Source organism: Pseudomonas sp. FeS53a, from assembly GCF_000931385.1.
Classification (GTDB): domain Bacteria; phylum Pseudomonadota; class Gammaproteobacteria; order Pseudomonadales; family Pseudomonadaceae; genus Metapseudomonas; species Metapseudomonas otitidis.
In genome coordinates, this window is record NZ_JYFT01000056.1 from 293,520 (window position 1) to 309,336 (window position 15,817).

Sequence of the window (15,817 nt, forward strand, 5' to 3'; positions counted from 1 at the left end):
GGACCGAGCACGCCCCATGGCTTTGCCGACCCTGCGTCTGATCGGCTTCATCATCGGCATCTTCCTGATCACTCTGGCGATCAGCATGGTCATCCCGGTCATGACCGTGATCGCCTACGACCGCCCGCAGGACATCCACGCCTTCGTCTGGTCGAGCCTGGCCACCTTCATCACCGGCCTCGGCCTGGTGATTCCCGGACGCCCGGAGCACGCGCACCTGCGTCCCCGGGACATGTACCTGCTGACGGTTTCCAGCTGGGTGGTGGTGGGCATCTTCGCCGCCCTGCCCTTCCTGCTCACCCAGCACATCAGCTACACCGATGCCTTCTTCGAGAGCATGTCCGGCATCACCGCCACCGGCGCCACGGTGCTCAGCGGGCTGGACAGCATGTCCCAGGGCATCCTCATCTGGCGTTCGCTGCTGCACTGGCTCGGCGGCATCGGCTTCATCGGCATGGCGGTGGCGATCCTGCCGCTGCTGCGCATCGGCGGCATGCGCCTGTTCCAGACCGAGTCCTCCGACCGCTCGGAGAAGGTCATGCCGCGCTCGCACATGGTGGCCAAGTACATCGTCGCGGTGTACGTCGGCTTCACCCTGCTGGGCACCCTGGCGTTCTGGCTGGCCGGGATGAGCGCCTTCGATGCGGTCAACCACGCCATGTCGGCCATCTCCACCGGCGGTTTCTCCACCTCCGACCAGTCCCTGGCCAAGTGGCAGCAGCCGGCGGTGCACTGGGTGGCGGTGGTGGTGATGATCCTCGGCAGCCTGCCCTTCGCCCTCTACGTCGCCACCCTGCGGGGCAACCGCAAGGCACTGTTCCGCGATGCCCAGGTGCGCGGTTTCATCGGCCTGCTACTGGTGATCTGGCTGGTGCTGGGCACCTGGTACTGGGCCACCACCGACCTGCACTGGCTGGACGCCCTGCGCCACGTGGCGGTGAACACCACCTCGATCCTCACCACCACCGGCTTCGCCCTCGGCGACTACAGCCTGTGGGGCAACTTCTCGCTGATGCTGTTCTTCTACCTGGGCTTCATCGGCGGCTGCTCCGGCTCCACCGCCGGCGGGGTGAAGATCTTCCGCTTCCAGGTGGCCTACATCCTGCTCAAGGCCAACCTGTATCAACTCATCCACCCCCGCGCGGTGATCAAGCAGAAGTACAACGGCCACCGCCTGGACGAGGAGATCGTGCGCTCGATCCTCACCTTCTCGTTCTTCTTCACCATCACCATCTGCGTGATCGCCCTGGGCCTGTCGTTGCAGGGGCTGGACTGGATCACCGCCCTCACCGGCGCGGCCAGCACAGTCTCCGGTGTCGGTCCGGGCCTGGGCGAGGTGATCGGCCCGGCGGGCAACTTCTCCACCCTGCCCGACGGCTCCAAGTGGCTGCTGTCGCTGGGCATGCTGCTGGGGCGGCTGGAGATCATCACCGTGCTGGTGATCTGCACGCCGTACTTCTGGAGGCATTGAGGCGGTGCGAGGGAGCCGTGGGCGACTAAAGGCTCTCCTACGCGCTCCGGCAGCCCTTGAGCGTCATTGCAGGCGGGCGCGGTACTCGCCTGGCGTGGCGTCGAACCAGCGGCGGAAGGCGCGGAAGAAATTGCTCGGATCGGCAAAACCCAGCAGGTAGGCGATCTCCAGCAGGGTCAGGTTCGGCTGCGCCAGGTATTGCTCGGCCAGCTCGCGGCGGGTGTCGTCGAGCAGTTGCTGGAAGCTGGTGCCCTCCTCCTGCAGGCGCCGCTGCAGCGTGCGCTGGGACAGGTGCAAGGCGCTGGCCACCACCTCGCGCTTGGGTTCGCCCTGGGGCAGCAGGCGGCAGAGCACCTGGCGGGCCAGGTGGGTCACCCGGCTGCCGGTGAAGCGCGCCAGGTACTCCCCGGCAAAGCGGTCATGCAGTTGCGCGAGGGATTCGTTGGCGGTGGGCAGCGGCATGTCCATGTCGGCCCGGCTGAAGCGCAGCGCATAGTGCTCGGCGCCGAAGCGCAGGGGCGCCTGGAATACCTGTCGATAGGGCTCCACGTCCGCCGGGGCCGGCCCCTGGAAGCGGATCTCCAGCGGGTTGATGGCGCGCCCGGTCATCCAGCGGCAGAAGGCCAGGCAGTAGGCCATCGACGCTTCCGCACTCTGCCGCGCCGGGGGCAGTCGATCACCGTGGATCGCCAGGCGCAATTCGTAGCCCTCCGGGGTCGGCCGGAAACTCAGGTCCGCCCCCTCGGCGATGATCCGCTGGTAACGCACCAGGCGAGCGAACCCCTCGTTCAGTGTGCGGCTGGACATCAGCGCGTAGCCCACCACATGGAAAGAGGCCGGCCGTACCACCTTGGCCATGTTCAACCCGATGGCCGGGTTGCCCGACAGCTCCACCGCCCGCAGCCACAGGCGGGTCATGCCGTCCTGGGGGAAGCGCGCGTCCGGGTCGGAGAGTGCGTCGTAGTCGAGCCCCAGCTCGGGGAACAGGCGGCGGCAATCGACCCCGCCCATTTCCAGGGCTTGCACGATCCCCAGGGCCCAGCTGGAGGAAGTGGTACGTTCGCTCATGGCGCCTTCTTGTTCGGGTGGGAGAAAGGCCCGACAGGGCCCGGCGGGGAAGGATACTCACCCCGGCCCGGGTTTGTCAGGTTCGTCACGCCCGGCTTTCCGGGCCACCAATCGACAAAAAGCAGGATGCCCTGAAAGCCTTGCCAGACGGGGCCTCTAGGCATTCCAGCGACACCCTGGCGAGTGATTCCACAAAATAAACCTGGGTTATTTCCACAATGGGTGTATGGTGTCGCCACTGGATGCAACGTGTCATTGCGATTTCTGACCTGATGTAACGATTCCCATCTTTCCATCTCCTCGGCTTACTTCGCTTTCGTTCTCAGTCTCGGCCCGGACAATCCGGCGTCGATGCCCCTTTTATTTCCCTGGAGATACATCATGTCCAATCGTCAACTCGGCACCGTCAAATGGTTCAACGATGAAAAAGGCTTCGGCTTCATCACCCCCCAGGAAGGTCCGGACGTCTTCGTTCACTACCGCTCGATCGAAAGCACCGGCTTCAAGTCCCTCGCTGAAGGTCAGAAGGTGAGCTTCCTGGTCGCCAAAGGCCCGAAAGGCCTGCAGGCCGAGCAGGTCCAGGTGGTCTAAGACCCCCTCTCGAAGAAAGCCCCGGTTTTCCGGGGCTTTTTTTTGCCTCCCCATTTTCCAGCGAGCACACCGACATGCCGGGCTATCTGATCAAGACCACCACCTTCCGGGTGGGCGGCCGCGACTTCCACATGCAGTCGCTGCTGGACGCCGAACAGTTTCATGACCCCGCAGGCGAAGCCGCCAGCCTCGGCATCACCGAGAGCACCTGGGCGTTGTTCGGGCAGGTGTGGCCGGCGGGCGAAGTCCTTGCGCAGATGGTTGCGCGGCGCGACCTCACCGGGCTGCGGGTACTGGAAGTGGGCGCCGGCCTGGGCCTGGCCAGCCTGGTGGGCCACCAGCGTGGCGGCGACATGACCGCCAGCGACATCCACCCGCTGATCCCCACCTTCCTCGCCGAGAACCTGCGCCTCAACGACCTGCCCCCCATGCGCTACGAAACCTGCGACTGGGCCGGCGCCGACAGCTTCGGCCAGTTCGACCTCATCATCGGCAGCGACCTGCTCTACGACGACGACAACCAGGAAGACCTGGCCGACTTCATCGACCGCCATTCGGCACGCTCGGTCGAAGTGCTGCTGGTGGACCCCAACCGGCAGGACACCCAGCCCTTCCATGACGAGATGGCCGAGCTCGGCTACGACATGGTCATCTCCCAGGCGGACTGCCTGCTGGCCAATGGCGAACGGTTCAGGGGCTCCTACCTGCACTACAGCCGGGACGCCGCCCGCGCCTGATCCGGCGAGGCGCGGCCAGGTGGGCGCAACGGGATACTAAACTGGCACTCATTGTCACTGGCCGGGGGAGCCGCCCCACCTACACTCCCCGGCACACAACAAGAAGGAGCCCGCCATGAGCAGCCTGCCCGCCGAGCGTTTCAACAGCTTCGCCGAGTTCTACCCCTACTACCTGCAAGAGCACAGCAACGACGTCTGCCGCCGCCTGCACTACGTCGGCAGCCTGCTGGTACTGGCCATCCTCGGCTACGCCCTGGCCACCCAGCAGTGGCTTTGGCTGCTGGCCATGCCACTGGCCGGCTACGGCTTCGCCTGGGTCGGCCACTTCGTCTTCGAAAAGAACCGCCCGGCCACCTTCAAGTACCCGCTGTACAGCCTGATGGGCGACTGGGTGATGCTCAAGGACGCCTTCACCGGCCGCATCCGCTTCTAGGTTGCCGACCACCCCGATCCCCCCGCCGTTCGGCGGCCCCGCTTGGCCGCCATGCTGGCACTTGGTTATGATCCGCACCCGCCATGCTGGCTCAGGTCTTGCAGGCTGGCGGGCACTCCAGCGAGTGCCAGAAAACCATCAGGGATCGTCGCAACAATGAAGTCAGCCTCCACCGATCGGCCTAGCAGTCTTCCGACGTTACCCCTGCGCGAGTACTACTCCCGCGTCCTGGCCTACATCGCCACCGCTGCCACCATCGCCGCCGGCAGCTACACCCAGCACTTCGGCTTCGACGTGCTGTGGATGGTCCCCTACGCCCTGCTCTACCCGCACCTGGCCCACCACCTGAGCCTGCGCTTCAAGCGCGAGCACCCGGAGAAGACGCACCTGGTGCTGCTGTTCCTCGACGCCCTGCACGCAGGCTCCGGCGCTGCCTTGCTGGGGTTCTCCACCGTGCCCAGCCTGATGTTCATGCTGACGCTCGCCTTCAGCGCACTGATCGTCGGCGGCCTGCGCCACCTCGGCCTGGCGCTGCTGGTAGCCGCCAGCGGCACGGTGCTGACCACCGTGGTCGCCCACCCCGACCTGAAGACCGGCACCCCCACGCTGGTGGCCTTCGTCAGCATCTGCTTCACCACGCTCTACGTCTGCATCACCGCCTTCTTCGTGCACCAGCAGGGCCTGCGCCTGGCGCTGGCGCGCAGCGAGATCAAGCAGGAGCAGGAAAAGGCCGCGCGCCTGGCCCGCAACCTCGCCAAATACCTGTCGCCCCAGGTCTGGGAAATGATCTTCAGCGGCAAGCGCCACGTGCGCCTGGAAACCCAGCGCAAGAAGCTCACCGTGTTCTTCTCCGACATCAAGGGCTTCACCGAGCTGTCCGAGGAGCTGGAAGCCGAGGCCCTGACCGACCTGCTCAACAACTACCTCAACGAAATGTCGAAGATCGCCCTCAAGTACGGCGGTACCATCGACAAGTTCGTCGGCGACTGCGTCATGGTGTTCTTCGGCGACCCCACCACCCAGGGTGCCAAGAAGGACGCCGTGGCCGCCGTGTCCATGGCCATCGCCATGCGCAAGCACATGAAGGTGCTGCGCCAGCAGTGGCGAGCCCAGGGCATCACCAAGCCCCTGGAGATCCGCATGGGCCTGAACACCGGCTACTGCACCGTGGGCAACTTCGGCGCCGACACGCGCATGGACTACACCATCATCGGCCGCGACGTGAACCTCGCCAGCCGCCTGGAAAGCGCCTCCGAAGCCGGCGAGATCCTCATCTCCCACGAGACCTACTCGCTGGTGAAAGACGTGATCATGTGCCGCGACAAGGGCCAGATCAGCGTCAAGGGCTTCGCCCGCCCGGTGCAGATCTACCAGGTGGTCGACTTCCGCCGCGACCTGGGTGCCACCTCCAGCTACGTCGAGCACGAGCTGCCGGGGTTCTCCATGTACCTGGACACCAACGGCATCCAGAACTACGACAAGGAAAAGGTCATCCAGGCCCTCCAGGCCGCCGCCGAAAAGTTGCGCGACAAGGTCATCCTCTGACCGAAACAGTCACCCGAAGGCCGCCCCAGGGCGGCTTTTTTCATGGCGCCGCCCGGCCAATTCGTTCGCGATCAGTCATCGCGCGGGGATTCGCGGTAGCCCCCCCACATTCCATGGCCAAGGCACACAGGGCCGGCCCGTAGGATGCGGTGAGCTCAGCGAACCGCATCAATGCCCCGTACGTAGCGGCCGGGATTGTCCCAACCCACCTGGCAACACCCGGTGGGAGCGAATTCATTCGCGATCAACCCTCGCCAGCACAACACACGCCCCGCTACGACGCGCCCTGAACCCCGGGCTGCGCCACGGCCTCGCCGCACAGCTCACCGTCCAGCAGCGGCTGCCGGGCCAGGAACTCCAGCGCCGACGCCCGCCAGGACAGCCGCGCCGCCCGCTCGGCGCAGACACCACGGTCCAGCTCCAGCGCGCGCAGGCAGGCGCCTTCCAGGTCCTCGTCCATCACCCCGGTGACGCCCGCCTCCAGCACGTCCAGCGGTCCCGGCACGGGGAAGGCCGCCACCGGCGTGCCGCAGGCCAGCGCCTCCAGCATCACCAGTCCATAGGTGTCGGTACGCGAGGGGAACACCAGCACGCTGGCCGACGCATAGGCCTCGGCCAGCGCCTCGCCATGGCGGTAGCCGAGGAAGCGCGCCTGGGGATAGGCCACCTCCAGCTCGGCGCGCTGGGGGCCATCGCCCACCAGCCACTTCTCGCCGGGCAGGTCCAGGTCGAGGAAGGCCCGCAGGTTCTTCTCCGGGGCAATGCGGCCGACGTAGAGGAACACCGGGCGCAGCGGCCTGGGCATCTCCGGCCGGGGATGGAAACGTGCCGTGTCCACGCCCTTGCGCCACAGCGAAAGCCGCGTCAGCCCGTGGCCGCCCAGCTCCTCGCGCAAACGCTCGGTGGTCACCAGCACCGTCTGGCTGGGCCGGTGGAAAGCCCGCAGCACCGCGTAGCCCCAGGCCAGCGGCACCTGCCGCCAGCGCGTGTGGACGTATTCGGGAAAGCGCGTATGCACCGCGCTGGAAAAAGCCAGGCCGCGCTTCACCAGCCAGCGCCGTGCCGCCCAGCCCAACGGCCCCTCGGTGGCGAGGTGCACGCAGTCCGGGCGGAAGTCGCGGATCGCCGCCCCCMCCCGCCACAGGTCCCACACCAGCGGAATCTCCGGATAGGTGGGACAGGGCACGGCGCGGAAGTCCCGCGGCGACAGCAGCTTGACCAGGTGGCCGAGCCCGCGCAGTTCGGCCACCAGTGCCTGCAGGCTGGTGACCACGCCATTGACCTGGGGTGCCCAGGCATCGCTGACGATGAGGATCCTCATGCAGCGGACTCGAGGGCCGGCGCCCGGGCCTCGGCCTGGCGCGCCTGGTCCTCGGCCAGGCGGTAGAGCTCGATGGTGCCGTCCCAGTGCTCGATCAGCGCCGTGCAGGACTCCACCCAGTCACCGCAGTTCATGTACTCCACCTCCCCCACCCGACGGATCTCGGCGTGGTGGATGTGGCCACACACCGCACCGTCCAGCCCGCGCTTGACGCACTCGTGGGCGATGGACTCCTCGAAGTCGCTGATGAAGTTCACCGCACTCTTCACCTTGTGCTTGAGGAAGGCCGACAGCGACCAGTAGCCGTAGCCCCAGCGCTCGCGCCAGTGGTTGAGCCAGCGGTTGAGGGTCAGGGTGAACTCGTAGGCCGAGTCGCCGAGGAAGGCCAGCCACTTGTGGTAGCGGGTGATGACGTCGAACTGGTCACCGTGGATCACCAGCAGGCGGCGGCCATCGGCGGTCTCGTGGATCGCCTCGTCCACCAGCTGGATGTTGCCGAGCATCAGGCTGGAGTAGCGGCGCAGGAACTCGTCGTGGTTGCCGGTGACGTAGATCACCTCGGTGCCGCGCTTGCTCATGGTCAGCAGGCGGCGGATCACGTTGGTGTGCGCCTGGGGCCAGTAGATGCCGCCGCGCAGCTTCCAGCCATCGATGATGTCGCCCACCAGGTAGATGCGGTCGGCATGGTGGCGCTTGAGGAAGCGCGCCAGGTGCTCGGCCTGGCAGTCCCGCGTGCCCAGGTGCACGTCGGAGATCCACAGGGTTCTCACCCGCTGCTTGCGGGGGCGTGCCGGGTCAACCGGCTCCAGGCGTTCGACACTGCTCATCGTGTGGCCTCCAGCGGCTTTTCCCGGATCTTGCGCGGAGGTGGTGAAGTGCAGGTGACCGGCAGGCTGCAAAACGATGACACTGCGGCCGCCAGCGCCAGCAGGTAGACTGGCCGCCTCGCCGAGGACCGCCCCATGAAGCCCATGCTGAGCCTGCGCCGCTACACCCACGACCTGCTCGCCCACAGCCACGACCACGCCCAGCTGGTGTTCGGCCTCAGCGGCAGCCTGGATTTCGAAGTGGGCAGCCTGGGCACCCGCGTCGAGCGCCAGCAACTGGCGGTGGTCCCGCCTGGCGAGCACCACGCCTGCGGCAGCCCGCGCGGCAGCCTGTGCCTGGTGCTGGACGTGCCCGACGATGCCTGGCTGAAACACACCCTCGGTCATCACTACGACGCCAGCCGGCGCCTGCTGGAGCGCCCCGGCGCCCTGCGCCTGGACCCGAACCAGAGCCAGCTGGTGGGCTGGCTGGCGGCCAGCCCGATCAACGACGCGGTGATCGCCAACCAGGGCGTCGGCCTGCTGCTGGCCAGCCTGGTGGCACCCAACGGCGCATGCGAGGCACCCGGCGAACTGCCCCTCGCGGCCCTGGATGCCCACCTCGACAGCCACCTCAACCGCCCGCTGCAGGTCGCCGACCTGGCGCGCCTCTGCGGGCTCTCGGTGGCGCGCTTCCACCGCCGCTTCCTCGATGCCACCGGGCAGACGCCCATGGACTACCTGCGCACCCGCCGCCTGCTGCAGGGGCGTCGCCTGCTGCTGGAGAGCAACCTGCCGGTGGGCGAGATCGCCGCGCGGGTCGGCTACAGCTCCCAGAGCGCCTTCACCGCCGCCCTCTCCCGTGGCCTGGGCACCACGCCCCGCGCCCTGCGCCGCCAGCGCGAGTAGCGCGACAAAGCCCGCGAGCCCCGCGACAGACATCGGCGGCACGAGCCTCTAGACTGCCGCCATCGTTCCACTGGGGATCAGCATGACCACCACCATCGAATGGGAAGACTTCCTGAACGTTGACCTGCGCGTCGGCACCATCCGCTCCGCCCAGCCCAATCCCAAGGCCATCAAGCCCGCCTACGTGCTGGAGGTGGACCTGGGCGAACTGGGCCTGAAGACCTCCAGCGCCCAGCTCACCGCCCACTATTCCGCCGAAGAGCTGGTGGGCCGGCAGGTGCTGTGCGTCTGCAACTTCGCCCCCAAGCGCGTCGCCGGCGTCCGCTCCGAGGTGCTGGTCACCGGCGTCTATGACGCCGAGGGGAAGGTGGTGCTGGCCAGCTTCGACAAGCCCCTGCCCAACGGCGCACGCCTGGCATGACGCCGCGCAACGCCCTGCTCGCCATCCACCTGGGCGCCCTGCTGTTCGGCCTTTCCGGCATCTTCGGCAAGCTGGCGGAAACCTCGCCGATGGTGATCACCTTGGGTCGCGCGGCGTTCGCCGTCCTCGCCCTGGCGCTGTTCGCCCGCTTCGTCGGCGGTGACCGCGGCGCACGGCCGGGGCGGCGCCAGTTGCCCGCGCTGCTGCTGGGCGGCCTGCTGCTGGGCGGGCACTGGGTGCTGTTCTTCCAGGCGGTGAAGGTCGGCGGCGTGGCCATCGCCACCCTCGGCTTCGCCAGCTTCCCGGCCTTCACCCTGTTGCTGGAGGCGTTGCTGTTCCGCGAACGCATCCACCTGCGCGAAGTGCTGGTGGTGGCCCTGGTGAGCGTCGGCCTGGTGCTGGTGACGCCGGAGTTCGATCTGGCCAGCGATGCCACCCAGGGGCTGATCGCCGCCGTGCTCTCCGGCTTGCTGTTCGCCCTGCTGTCGCTGCTCAACCGCGCCACCACCCGGGGGCTGGACCCGGTGCACGCCGCGCTCTGGCAGAACCTCACCATCGTCGGGCTGCTGGTGTTGCCGGTGTGGCCGAGCCTCGCCGAGCCCCGCGCGCTGGACTGGCTGTGGATCGGCCTGCTCGGCGTGCTCTGCACCGGCCTCGCCCACAGCCTGTTCGTGGCCAGCCTGAAGGTGCTCAAGGCACGGACCACGGCGGTGATCTTCGCCCTGGAGCCGGTCTACGGCATCGCCTTCGCCTGGTGGCTGTTCAGTGAGGAGCCGTCCCTGCGGATGCTGGTGGGCGGCGTGCTGATCATCGCCGCCATTGCCCTGCCCGCCCGGGCTGCACCGCCAGTGGACGGCGCAGCCAGGCAACGCCAGGTCAGTTGACGCTGTAGCCGCGCCCGGCCAGGCAGGCGCCCAGGGCCCGGCGGTAGCGCTCGGTGGCCTCGGCGCCCACCGGGCGCGTCGCGGTGGCGGGGTCGAAGCCACTCTGGCCGACGGCCCAGCCGTGGCACTCGTAGCGATCACGGCCCTGCTGGTCGACGCTCTGGCCGTTGGCCGGGTAGGCGATCACTTCGTAGCTGGCCACGCTGTTGCCCTGCACCGTGGGCGGCGGGGCGACCACCTCGTAGCGTTGTGCCGTGCTGTTCCACAGGTAGTAGGAACCGGCGGCAACGAAGTACAGCATGCTGCCGATCCACAGTTCGCGGGCTCCGTCCGGCAGCCCGTGGCCATGGCCGCCTCCCGGGCCTGGCCCCCAGTTGCCCCAGCCATGGCCGCCAGGCCCCGGCCCACCGGGACCGCCCGGGCCGGGCGGACCGGCCAGCACCTGGGTGGACAGACCCAGCGCCACGAGCGCCAGGACCAGGGTTCGTTTCACCGACATCGCTCACCTCATCGCAGGACAGCCGCATACGGCGGCCACGGGCGAATTATTCGCCGCGCCCGGTCGATACGCGGTCAGTGCTGTGTAAAGGGGCGGTAAACGTTCTGATACATGCCGCTCAGGGGCGGTCGTTGTGGCCCAGGTCACGGGCCGGGTCGATGCGGTCGCGGACCCGCTGCTTGAGCACCTTGGCCTCGGGGAAGCCGCCGTCGGCCTTGCGCTCCCAGATCTCCACGCCATCGCAGGTGATGCGGAACACGCCACCGGTGCCGGGCTCCAGCGCCACCCGGCCGAGGTCGTCGGAGAAGGTGCTGAGCAGCTCCTGGGCCAGCCAGGCGGCACGCAGCAGCCACTGGCACTGGGTGCAATAGGTGATGACGATCTCGGGCTTGGCAGCGCTCATTTCAGGCTCGGGGCAGTCGGGCGGGCGCCTATAATAGCGGCCTTTTTCCCCCGCCTGACCAGGGAAGCGTTATGCGCCGCGTGCTCCTCGCCCTCACCCTCCTGCTCACCACCTGCTGCGCCGTGGCCGATGCTGCACGGCCCCGCGTCGGCCTGGTGCTCTCCGGCGGCGCCGCCCGCGGGCTGGCCCACATCGGCGTGCTCAAGGCGCTGGAGGAGCAGGGCATCCACATCGATGCCATCGCCGGCACCAGCATGGGCGCGGTGATCGGCGGGCTCTATGCCTCCGGCTACAGCGTGGAGGAGCTGGAGAAGCTGGCGCTGACCCTGGACTGGCGCCAGGCCCTCTCCGACGCCCCCGCGCGGGAGGACGTGCCCTTCCGCCGCAAGCAGGACGACCGCGACTTCCTGGTGAAGCAGAAGCTCAGCTTCCGCGACGACGGCAGCCTGGGCCTGCCACTCGGGGTGATCCAGGGCCAGAACCTCGCGCTGCTGCTGGAGAGCCTGCTGGTGCACACCAGCGACACCCGGGACTTCGACCGCCTGGGGATCCCCTTCCGCGCCGTGGCCACCGACATCTCCACCGGCGAGAAGGTGGTGTTCCGCAAGGGCCACCTGCCCCAGGCCATCCGCGCCAGCATGTCGATCCCGGCGGTGTTCGCCCCAGTGGAAGTGGACGGGCGCCTGCTGGTGGACGGCGGCATGGTGGACAACATCCCGGTGGACGTGGCGCGGGAGATGGGCGTGGACCGGGTGATCACCGTCGACATCGGCACGCCCCTGCGCAGCCGCAAGGAGCTGACCACCGTGGTGGACGTGCTCAACCAGTCGGTGACGCTGATGACCCGGCGCAACTCCGAGGCGCAGCTCGCCACCCTCGGCCCCGACGACATCCTCGTGCAGCCGCCCCTGGCCGGCTACAGCGCTACCGACTTCAGCCACGCCCGCGAAGTGATCGACGCCGGCTACCGGGCCGCCACCATCCTCCAGGCCCGCCTGGCGACGCTGCGCCGGGATACCCGCCCCGGCCAGGACGCGGAACTGGTGCAGGCGCGCCAACCGGGAGAGCGACGCCCGGTGATCACCCGCATCCAGGTGGAGAACGACTCCAAGGTGGGCGACGAAGTGATCCGCCGGCAGATCCGCCAGGAGCTCGGCGAGCCCCTGGACCTCGCCCGCCTGCAGGCCGACATGGGCACCCTCTACGGCCTCGACTACTTCGAGCAGGTGCATTACCGCGTGGTCAAGCACAAGGACGGCAACACCCTGGTGATCAGCGCCCGGGGCAAGCGCAACGGCACCGACTACCTGCGCCTGGGCCTGAACCTCTCCGACGACATGCGCGGCGGCGGCACCTACAACCTCGGCGCCAGCTACCGGGTGAACGGCCTCAACGACCTGGGCGCCGAATGGCTGACCCGGGCCCAGATCGGCAGCGAGCAGGTGCTCTACAGCGAGTTCTACCAGCCGCTGGACTACGGCTCGCGCTACTTCGTCGCGCCCTACCTGGCGGCCTCGGCACAGAACATCGAAGCCGCGCTGGATAACGACCCCATCGCCGAATACCGCCTGCAGCGCTACGGCTACGGCTTCAACCTGGGCCGGCAGATCGCCAACAACGGCGAACTGCGCCTCGGCATCGGCCAGGAATGGGGCGAGGCCGACGTGCGCATCGGTGACCGGCGCCTGCCCAGCTTCAGCTTCAGCAACGGCTACTACGAGGCGAAGTACTCCTTCGACACCCTGGACAACGTCGACTACCCCCACAGCGGGGAGGACATCAAGCTCACCGTGCGCCAGTTCGACCCCAGCCTGGGCGCCGACGACCGCTACCGGCAGTGGGAACTCAGCCTGGACAAGGCCTTCACCCGGGGCCCCGACACCCTGGTGCTGGGCGGCCGCTACGGGCGCACCCTGGACAGCACCGAGGTGGTGCTCTCCAGCTTCCAGCTGGGCGGTGCGCGCCAGCTGTCGGGCTTCCGCGAGAACTCGGTGGCCGGGCAGAACATCAGCCTGGCGCGGGCGATCTACTACCGGCGCATGACCCAGCGCTCGTTCCTGCCGCTGGACTTCCCCTTCTACGTGGGCGCCAGCCTGGAGCGCGGCCGCGCGTGGAACCGGGACAACAGCTTCGACAGCGGCTACATCAACGCCGGCAGCCTGTTCGTCAGCTTCGACACGCCCCTGGGCCCACTGGACTTCAGCTACGGCCTCAACGATGCCGCCGAGCGGGCGCTCTACCTCAACCTGGGGCGGACGTTCTGAGCCAGGGCTGACGACAGCGCAAAGAAAACCGGCGCCCTGGGGCGCCGGTTGGAGGTGGGGCGTGATCAGGCGATCCGCGCGAGCAGCTCGCGGGCTTCCTGCTTCTGCTCCTCGTCGCCCTGGTCGATGACCTCGTTGAGGATGTTGCAGGCGCTTTCCATGTCGCCCTGGTCGATGTAGGCCAGGGCCAGGTTGAGCCGCATGATGTTCTCCTGGCGCGCGGCCAGGTGATCCAGGTCGTCGTCGCCCAGGTCGAACACCAGTTCCTCGTCAGCCTCGGCCAGGGGCAGCGGCTCGGCTTCTTCCGGTTCGCCCAGGTGATCCAGCTCGAACACTTCGGGCAGCTCGTGGAGGTTGCTCTTGAACGACGGGTCCACCACCGGCTCCGGTGCCTTCGCCGTGCTTTCGGCATCACGCGCCGCACGGCCCTTGGGCGCATCGGGCTTGAACGGGCTGAGGCTGTCCCAATCGGCATCCAGGGGCAGGTCGGCGAGGTTGAGCTGGAACTCGTCGGTGAACTCGTCGTCCAGGCCGTTGCGCGGGGCGCTGGGCGCTTCGTCGACCAGGGGCGTCTCGTTGAGGATGAAGGTGGTCTCCTCCAGCATCGGCGCCGCCTCGGACGGCACATCGACAGCGGGGTAGCGCGCCTTGATCGCATCGATGCGCGCCGGCTCCATGCCCATCTCGGCCAGGGTGTGCGCCTCGCTGGCGAACGCGGCGGACTCGCCCAGCTCACCCAGTACCTCCAGCAGGCGCAGGCGCAGGTCGGTGCGACGCGGCTCCTGGACGATGGCGGTGCGCAGCGCCGACTCGGCATCGCGGAAGCGCCCGTAGGCGATGTAGATGTTCGCGCCGTCCAGGGAATCGCTGGACGGGCGGGGTGCCGACAGCGGGGCTTCGGCCCGGGCCGCCGGGGCGACGGGGGCCTCCACCGGGGTGGCGACGGCAGGCGCAGCCGGGCGCACCAGCGGAGTGACGGTGGCGCGGGGACGCTGCTGCTCCGTTGCCGGGGCAATCACCGGCTCGGCCGGCGTGTCGTCAGGCGCGGGCCTGCGCCGACGCGCGACCAGCAGCAGAAGCGCCAGCAGGATGGCCGGCACGCCGAGGAACAGCAGGCTGTTGGGCCAGGTGAACAGGCCGGTGTCCTCGGGCTCGACGCTGGGCACTGCGCTCGGCTGGGCCGGCGCCGGAGCCGCTTCGGCCTGGGGCTGTGCAGCCGGTTGCTCGGCGGGGGGCGTATCGGTGGTGGCAGCGGGTGCGACGGGCTCGGCCGGAGGCTGCGCAACGGCGCCCTGCTGGAGGGCCCCTTTCAGGCTCGCCAGCTGGGCATCCTTTTCCGCCATCAGCTGCTGCAGCGATTCCAGCTTCAGCTGCAGGTCGGCGATGTCCTGGCGCAGCTGCAGGCGCTCGCTCTCGCTGTTGGCCAGTTCGGTGTCGACGCGACGCTGCACCTCGGCCAGTTGCTGCGGCAGCTCGTGGGGAGCCGGGGCATTGGGCGCGACCGGGGCATCGGGCTCGGACAGGCGCAGGCTGTCGGGGGCGGACACCGGGGCCACCGGCGCAGCCGGCTCGGCACGCGCGGCATCCGGCAGCAGCAGGCTCTGGCCGACGCTCAGGCGGTTCGGATCGCCATTGGCGAAGGCCGCGGCATTGAGGGCGTGGATGCCGTTCATCATCTGCGCCGTGCTCATGCCACTGCCGGCGCTCAGGCGCTGGGCGATGCCCCAGAGGCTGTCGCCACGGGCCACGGTGTAGCGCTTGCCCTGGGTGGCCGGGGGCGCCTCGCGGGGCGCGGCCGGCACTGCCTGGGTCGGCCGGGCGCTGGCGGTACGGGCATCCGCCAGGGGCGCAGACACCGGTCGGTAGGCCGAGGACTCCGGCGGATCCAGCAGCAGGGTGTACTCGCGCAGCAGGCGCCCGTTGGGTCGCGCCACTTCGACGATGAAATTCAGGTAGGGCTCGCGCACCGGCTTGCTCGACGCCACGCGAATGTGGCCCCGGCTGCCACGGATCATCGGGCTGAAACGCAGGTCGTTGAGGAAGATGAAGCGCTCGACCCCCGAGCGCTCGAACACCTCGTTCGGCGCCAGGCTGACCTTGATGTCGCTTTCCCCCAGGTCGCCCAGGTCCAGCAGCTCGATGTCCGCCTCCAGCGGCTGGTTGAGCGCGGAATGCAGGGTGATGTCGCCCAGGCCCAGCGCCGACGCCAGGCCTGAATAAAGCAGCGGTCCCGAGGCGAGCGCCACCAGGAACTTGTTGACTCGAGCCATGAGCCCTCCCCCGGTCATGCCGGCTCGAACGCCACGACGACTCCACGATCCATGGAATGGCCAAAGCGGGCGTTGGCATTGAACGATGTGATGTCGGGCCGATCCCTGTGTAACCCGGCTGAAACTAGTATGGATGCAATTTCCCGAAACGCCCTAAGTAAAGGCATCGGGCCATTACGGACGAATCTTACTGGA

At 68.3% G+C, this 15,817-nt stretch carries 15 protein-coding genes; 9 read left to right on the top strand and 6 right to left on the bottom strand.

The annotated features are described in order from the left end of the window. Positions 1-16: 16 nt before the first annotated feature. Positions 17-1,471, top strand: coding sequence for a TrkH family potassium uptake protein (locus tag SZ55_RS17190; protein ID WP_044408791.1), 1,455 nt, complete (start codon positions 17-19; stop codon positions 1,469-1,471). A gap of 63 nt (positions 1,472-1,534) precedes the next feature. Here the strand turns inward: SZ55_RS17190 and SZ55_RS17195 are convergent, their stop codons facing one another. Continuing rightward, on the bottom strand, positions 1,535-2,539 hold the full coding sequence (locus tag SZ55_RS17195) for an AraC family transcriptional regulator (protein ID WP_044408793.1): 1,005 nt from the start codon (positions 2,537-2,539) through the stop codon (positions 1,535-1,537). A gap of 381 nt (positions 2,540-2,920) precedes the next feature. Between SZ55_RS17195 and SZ55_RS17200 the strand changes: the two genes are divergently transcribed. The 4 genes from SZ55_RS17200 to SZ55_RS17215 all read left to right on the top strand — a co-directional run bounded on the left by SZ55_RS17200 (position 2,921) and on the right by SZ55_RS17215 (position 5,845). Continuing rightward, a complete protein-coding gene (locus tag SZ55_RS17200; RefSeq protein ID WP_044408796.1) occupies positions 2,921-3,130 on the top strand; it encodes a cold-shock protein in 210 nt (69 codons plus the stop codon). A gap of 74 nt (positions 3,131-3,204) precedes the next feature. Then, positions 3,205-3,867 carry a class I SAM-dependent methyltransferase gene (locus tag SZ55_RS17205; protein ID WP_044408799.1) on the top strand — a complete coding sequence of 221 codons (663 nt, stop codon included), beginning with the start codon at positions 3,205-3,207 and terminating at the stop codon, positions 3,865-3,867. A 115-nt stretch (positions 3,868-3,982) separates the two neighbouring features. Continuing rightward, positions 3,983-4,300 carry an Mpo1-like protein gene (locus SZ55_RS17210; protein WP_044408802.1) on the top strand — a complete coding sequence of 106 codons (318 nt, stop codon included), beginning with the start codon at positions 3,983-3,985 and terminating at the stop codon, positions 4,298-4,300. Between the two features lie 156 nt (positions 4,301-4,456). Continuing rightward, positions 4,457-5,845, top strand: coding sequence for an adenylate/guanylate cyclase domain-containing protein (locus SZ55_RS17215; RefSeq protein ID WP_044408805.1), 1,389 nt, complete (start codon positions 4,457-4,459; stop codon positions 5,843-5,845). A gap of 274 nt (positions 5,846-6,119) precedes the next feature. On the opposite strand, the gene SZ55_RS17220 is transcribed toward SZ55_RS17215, so the two are convergent. Continuing rightward, positions 6,120-7,166 (bottom strand): glycosyltransferase family 4 protein, encoded by a 1,047-nt coding sequence (locus tag SZ55_RS17220; RefSeq protein WP_044408808.1) that lies wholly within the window; start codon positions 7,164-7,166, stop codon positions 6,120-6,122. Continuing rightward, positions 7,163-7,993: a UDP-2,3-diacylglucosamine diphosphatase gene (locus SZ55_RS17225; protein WP_044408811.1), complete on the bottom strand. Its 831-nt coding sequence runs from the start codon at positions 7,991-7,993 to the stop codon at positions 7,163-7,165. The genes SZ55_RS17220 and SZ55_RS17225 overlap by 4 nt, the downstream gene beginning before the upstream one ends. Positions 7,994-8,128: 135 nt before the next feature. On the opposite strand from SZ55_RS17225, the gene SZ55_RS17230 reads away from it, so the two are divergent. The 3 genes from SZ55_RS17230 to SZ55_RS17240 all read left to right on the top strand — a co-directional run bounded on the left by SZ55_RS17230 (position 8,129) and on the right by SZ55_RS17240 (position 10,186). Next, entirely contained in the window at positions 8,129-8,881 is a 753-nt protein-coding gene (locus tag SZ55_RS17230; protein ID WP_082078268.1) for a helix-turn-helix domain-containing protein, read from the top strand. An 82-nt stretch (positions 8,882-8,963) separates the two neighbouring features. Continuing rightward, entirely contained in the window at positions 8,964-9,302 is a 339-nt protein-coding gene (locus SZ55_RS17235) for a tRNA-binding protein (protein ID WP_044408814.1), read from the top strand. Further along, positions 9,299-10,186 carry a DMT family transporter gene (locus tag SZ55_RS17240; RefSeq protein WP_044408817.1) on the top strand — a complete coding sequence of 296 codons (888 nt, stop codon included), beginning with the start codon at positions 9,299-9,301 and terminating at the stop codon, positions 10,184-10,186. The genes SZ55_RS17235 and SZ55_RS17240 overlap by 4 nt, the downstream gene beginning before the upstream one ends. Here SZ55_RS17240 and SZ55_RS28415 read toward each other — a convergent pair. Together SZ55_RS28415 and SZ55_RS17250 are read right to left on the bottom strand one after the other, a co-directional pair. Continuing rightward, positions 10,179-10,685, bottom strand: coding sequence for a hypothetical protein (locus SZ55_RS28415; RefSeq protein ID WP_044408820.1), 507 nt, complete (start codon positions 10,683-10,685; stop codon positions 10,179-10,181). The genes SZ55_RS17240 and SZ55_RS28415 overlap by 8 nt on opposite strands. A gap of 118 nt (positions 10,686-10,803) precedes the next feature. Beyond that, positions 10,804-11,088, bottom strand: coding sequence for a SelT/SelW/SelH family protein (locus SZ55_RS17250; RefSeq protein ID WP_044408823.1), 285 nt, complete (start codon positions 11,086-11,088; stop codon positions 10,804-10,806). Positions 11,089-11,159: 71 nt separating this feature from the next. On the opposite strand from SZ55_RS17250, the gene SZ55_RS17255 reads away from it, so the two are divergent. After that, positions 11,160-13,352 (top strand): patatin-like phospholipase family protein, encoded by a 2,193-nt coding sequence (locus SZ55_RS17255; protein WP_044408826.1) that lies wholly within the window; start codon positions 11,160-11,162, stop codon positions 13,350-13,352. Between the two features lie 65 nt (positions 13,353-13,417). Here SZ55_RS17255 and SZ55_RS17260 read toward each other — a convergent pair whose 3' ends face one another. Continuing rightward, entirely contained in the window at positions 13,418-15,622 is a 2,205-nt protein-coding gene (locus SZ55_RS17260) for a FimV/HubP family polar landmark protein (RefSeq protein WP_052807622.1), read from the bottom strand. Between the last annotated feature and the right edge of the window lie 195 nt (positions 15,623-15,817).

Bases quoted from the DNA above. Each gene is read 5' to 3' on its own strand.
- SZ55_RS17190 (WP_044408791.1), top strand. From the start codon at position 17: ATGGCTTTGCCGACCCTGCGTCTGATCGGCTTCATCATCGGCATCTTC.
- SZ55_RS17230 (WP_082078268.1), top strand. From the start codon at position 8,129: ATGAAGCCCATGCTGAGCCTGCGCCGCTACACCCACGACCTGCTCGCC.
- SZ55_RS17195 (WP_044408793.1), bottom strand. From the start codon at position 2,539: ATGAGCGAACGTACCACTTCCTCCAGCTGGGCCCTGGGGATCGTGCAA.
- SZ55_RS17235 (WP_044408814.1), top strand. From the start codon at position 8,964: ATGACCACCACCATCGAATGGGAAGACTTCCTGAACGTTGACCTGCGC.
- SZ55_RS17240 (WP_044408817.1), top strand. From the start codon at position 9,299: ATGACGCCGCGCAACGCCCTGCTCGCCATCCACCTGGGCGCCCTGCTG.
- SZ55_RS28415 (WP_044408820.1), bottom strand. From the start codon at position 10,685: ATGTCGGTGAAACGAACCCTGGTCCTGGCGCTCGTGGCGCTGGGTCTG.
- SZ55_RS17215 (WP_044408805.1), top strand. From the start codon at position 4,457: ATGAAGTCAGCCTCCACCGATCGGCCTAGCAGTCTTCCGACGTTACCC.
- SZ55_RS17255 (WP_044408826.1), top strand. From the start codon at position 11,160: ATGCGCCGCGTGCTCCTCGCCCTCACCCTCCTGCTCACCACCTGCTGC.
- SZ55_RS17260 (WP_052807622.1), bottom strand. From the start codon at position 15,622: ATGGCTCGAGTCAACAAGTTCCTGGTGGCGCTCGCCTCGGGACCGCTG.
- SZ55_RS17205 (WP_044408799.1), top strand. From the start codon at position 3,205: ATGCCGGGCTATCTGATCAAGACCACCACCTTCCGGGTGGGCGGCCGC.
- SZ55_RS17250 (WP_044408823.1), bottom strand. From the start codon at position 11,088: ATGAGCGCTGCCAAGCCCGAGATCGTCATCACCTATTGCACCCAGTGC.
- SZ55_RS17225 (WP_044408811.1), bottom strand. From the start codon at position 7,993: ATGAGCAGTGTCGAACGCCTGGAGCCGGTTGACCCGGCACGCCCCCGC.
- SZ55_RS17210 (WP_044408802.1), top strand. From the start codon at position 3,983: ATGAGCAGCCTGCCCGCCGAGCGTTTCAACAGCTTCGCCGAGTTCTAC.
- SZ55_RS17200 (WP_044408796.1), top strand. From the start codon at position 2,921: ATGTCCAATCGTCAACTCGGCACCGTCAAATGGTTCAACGATGAAAAA.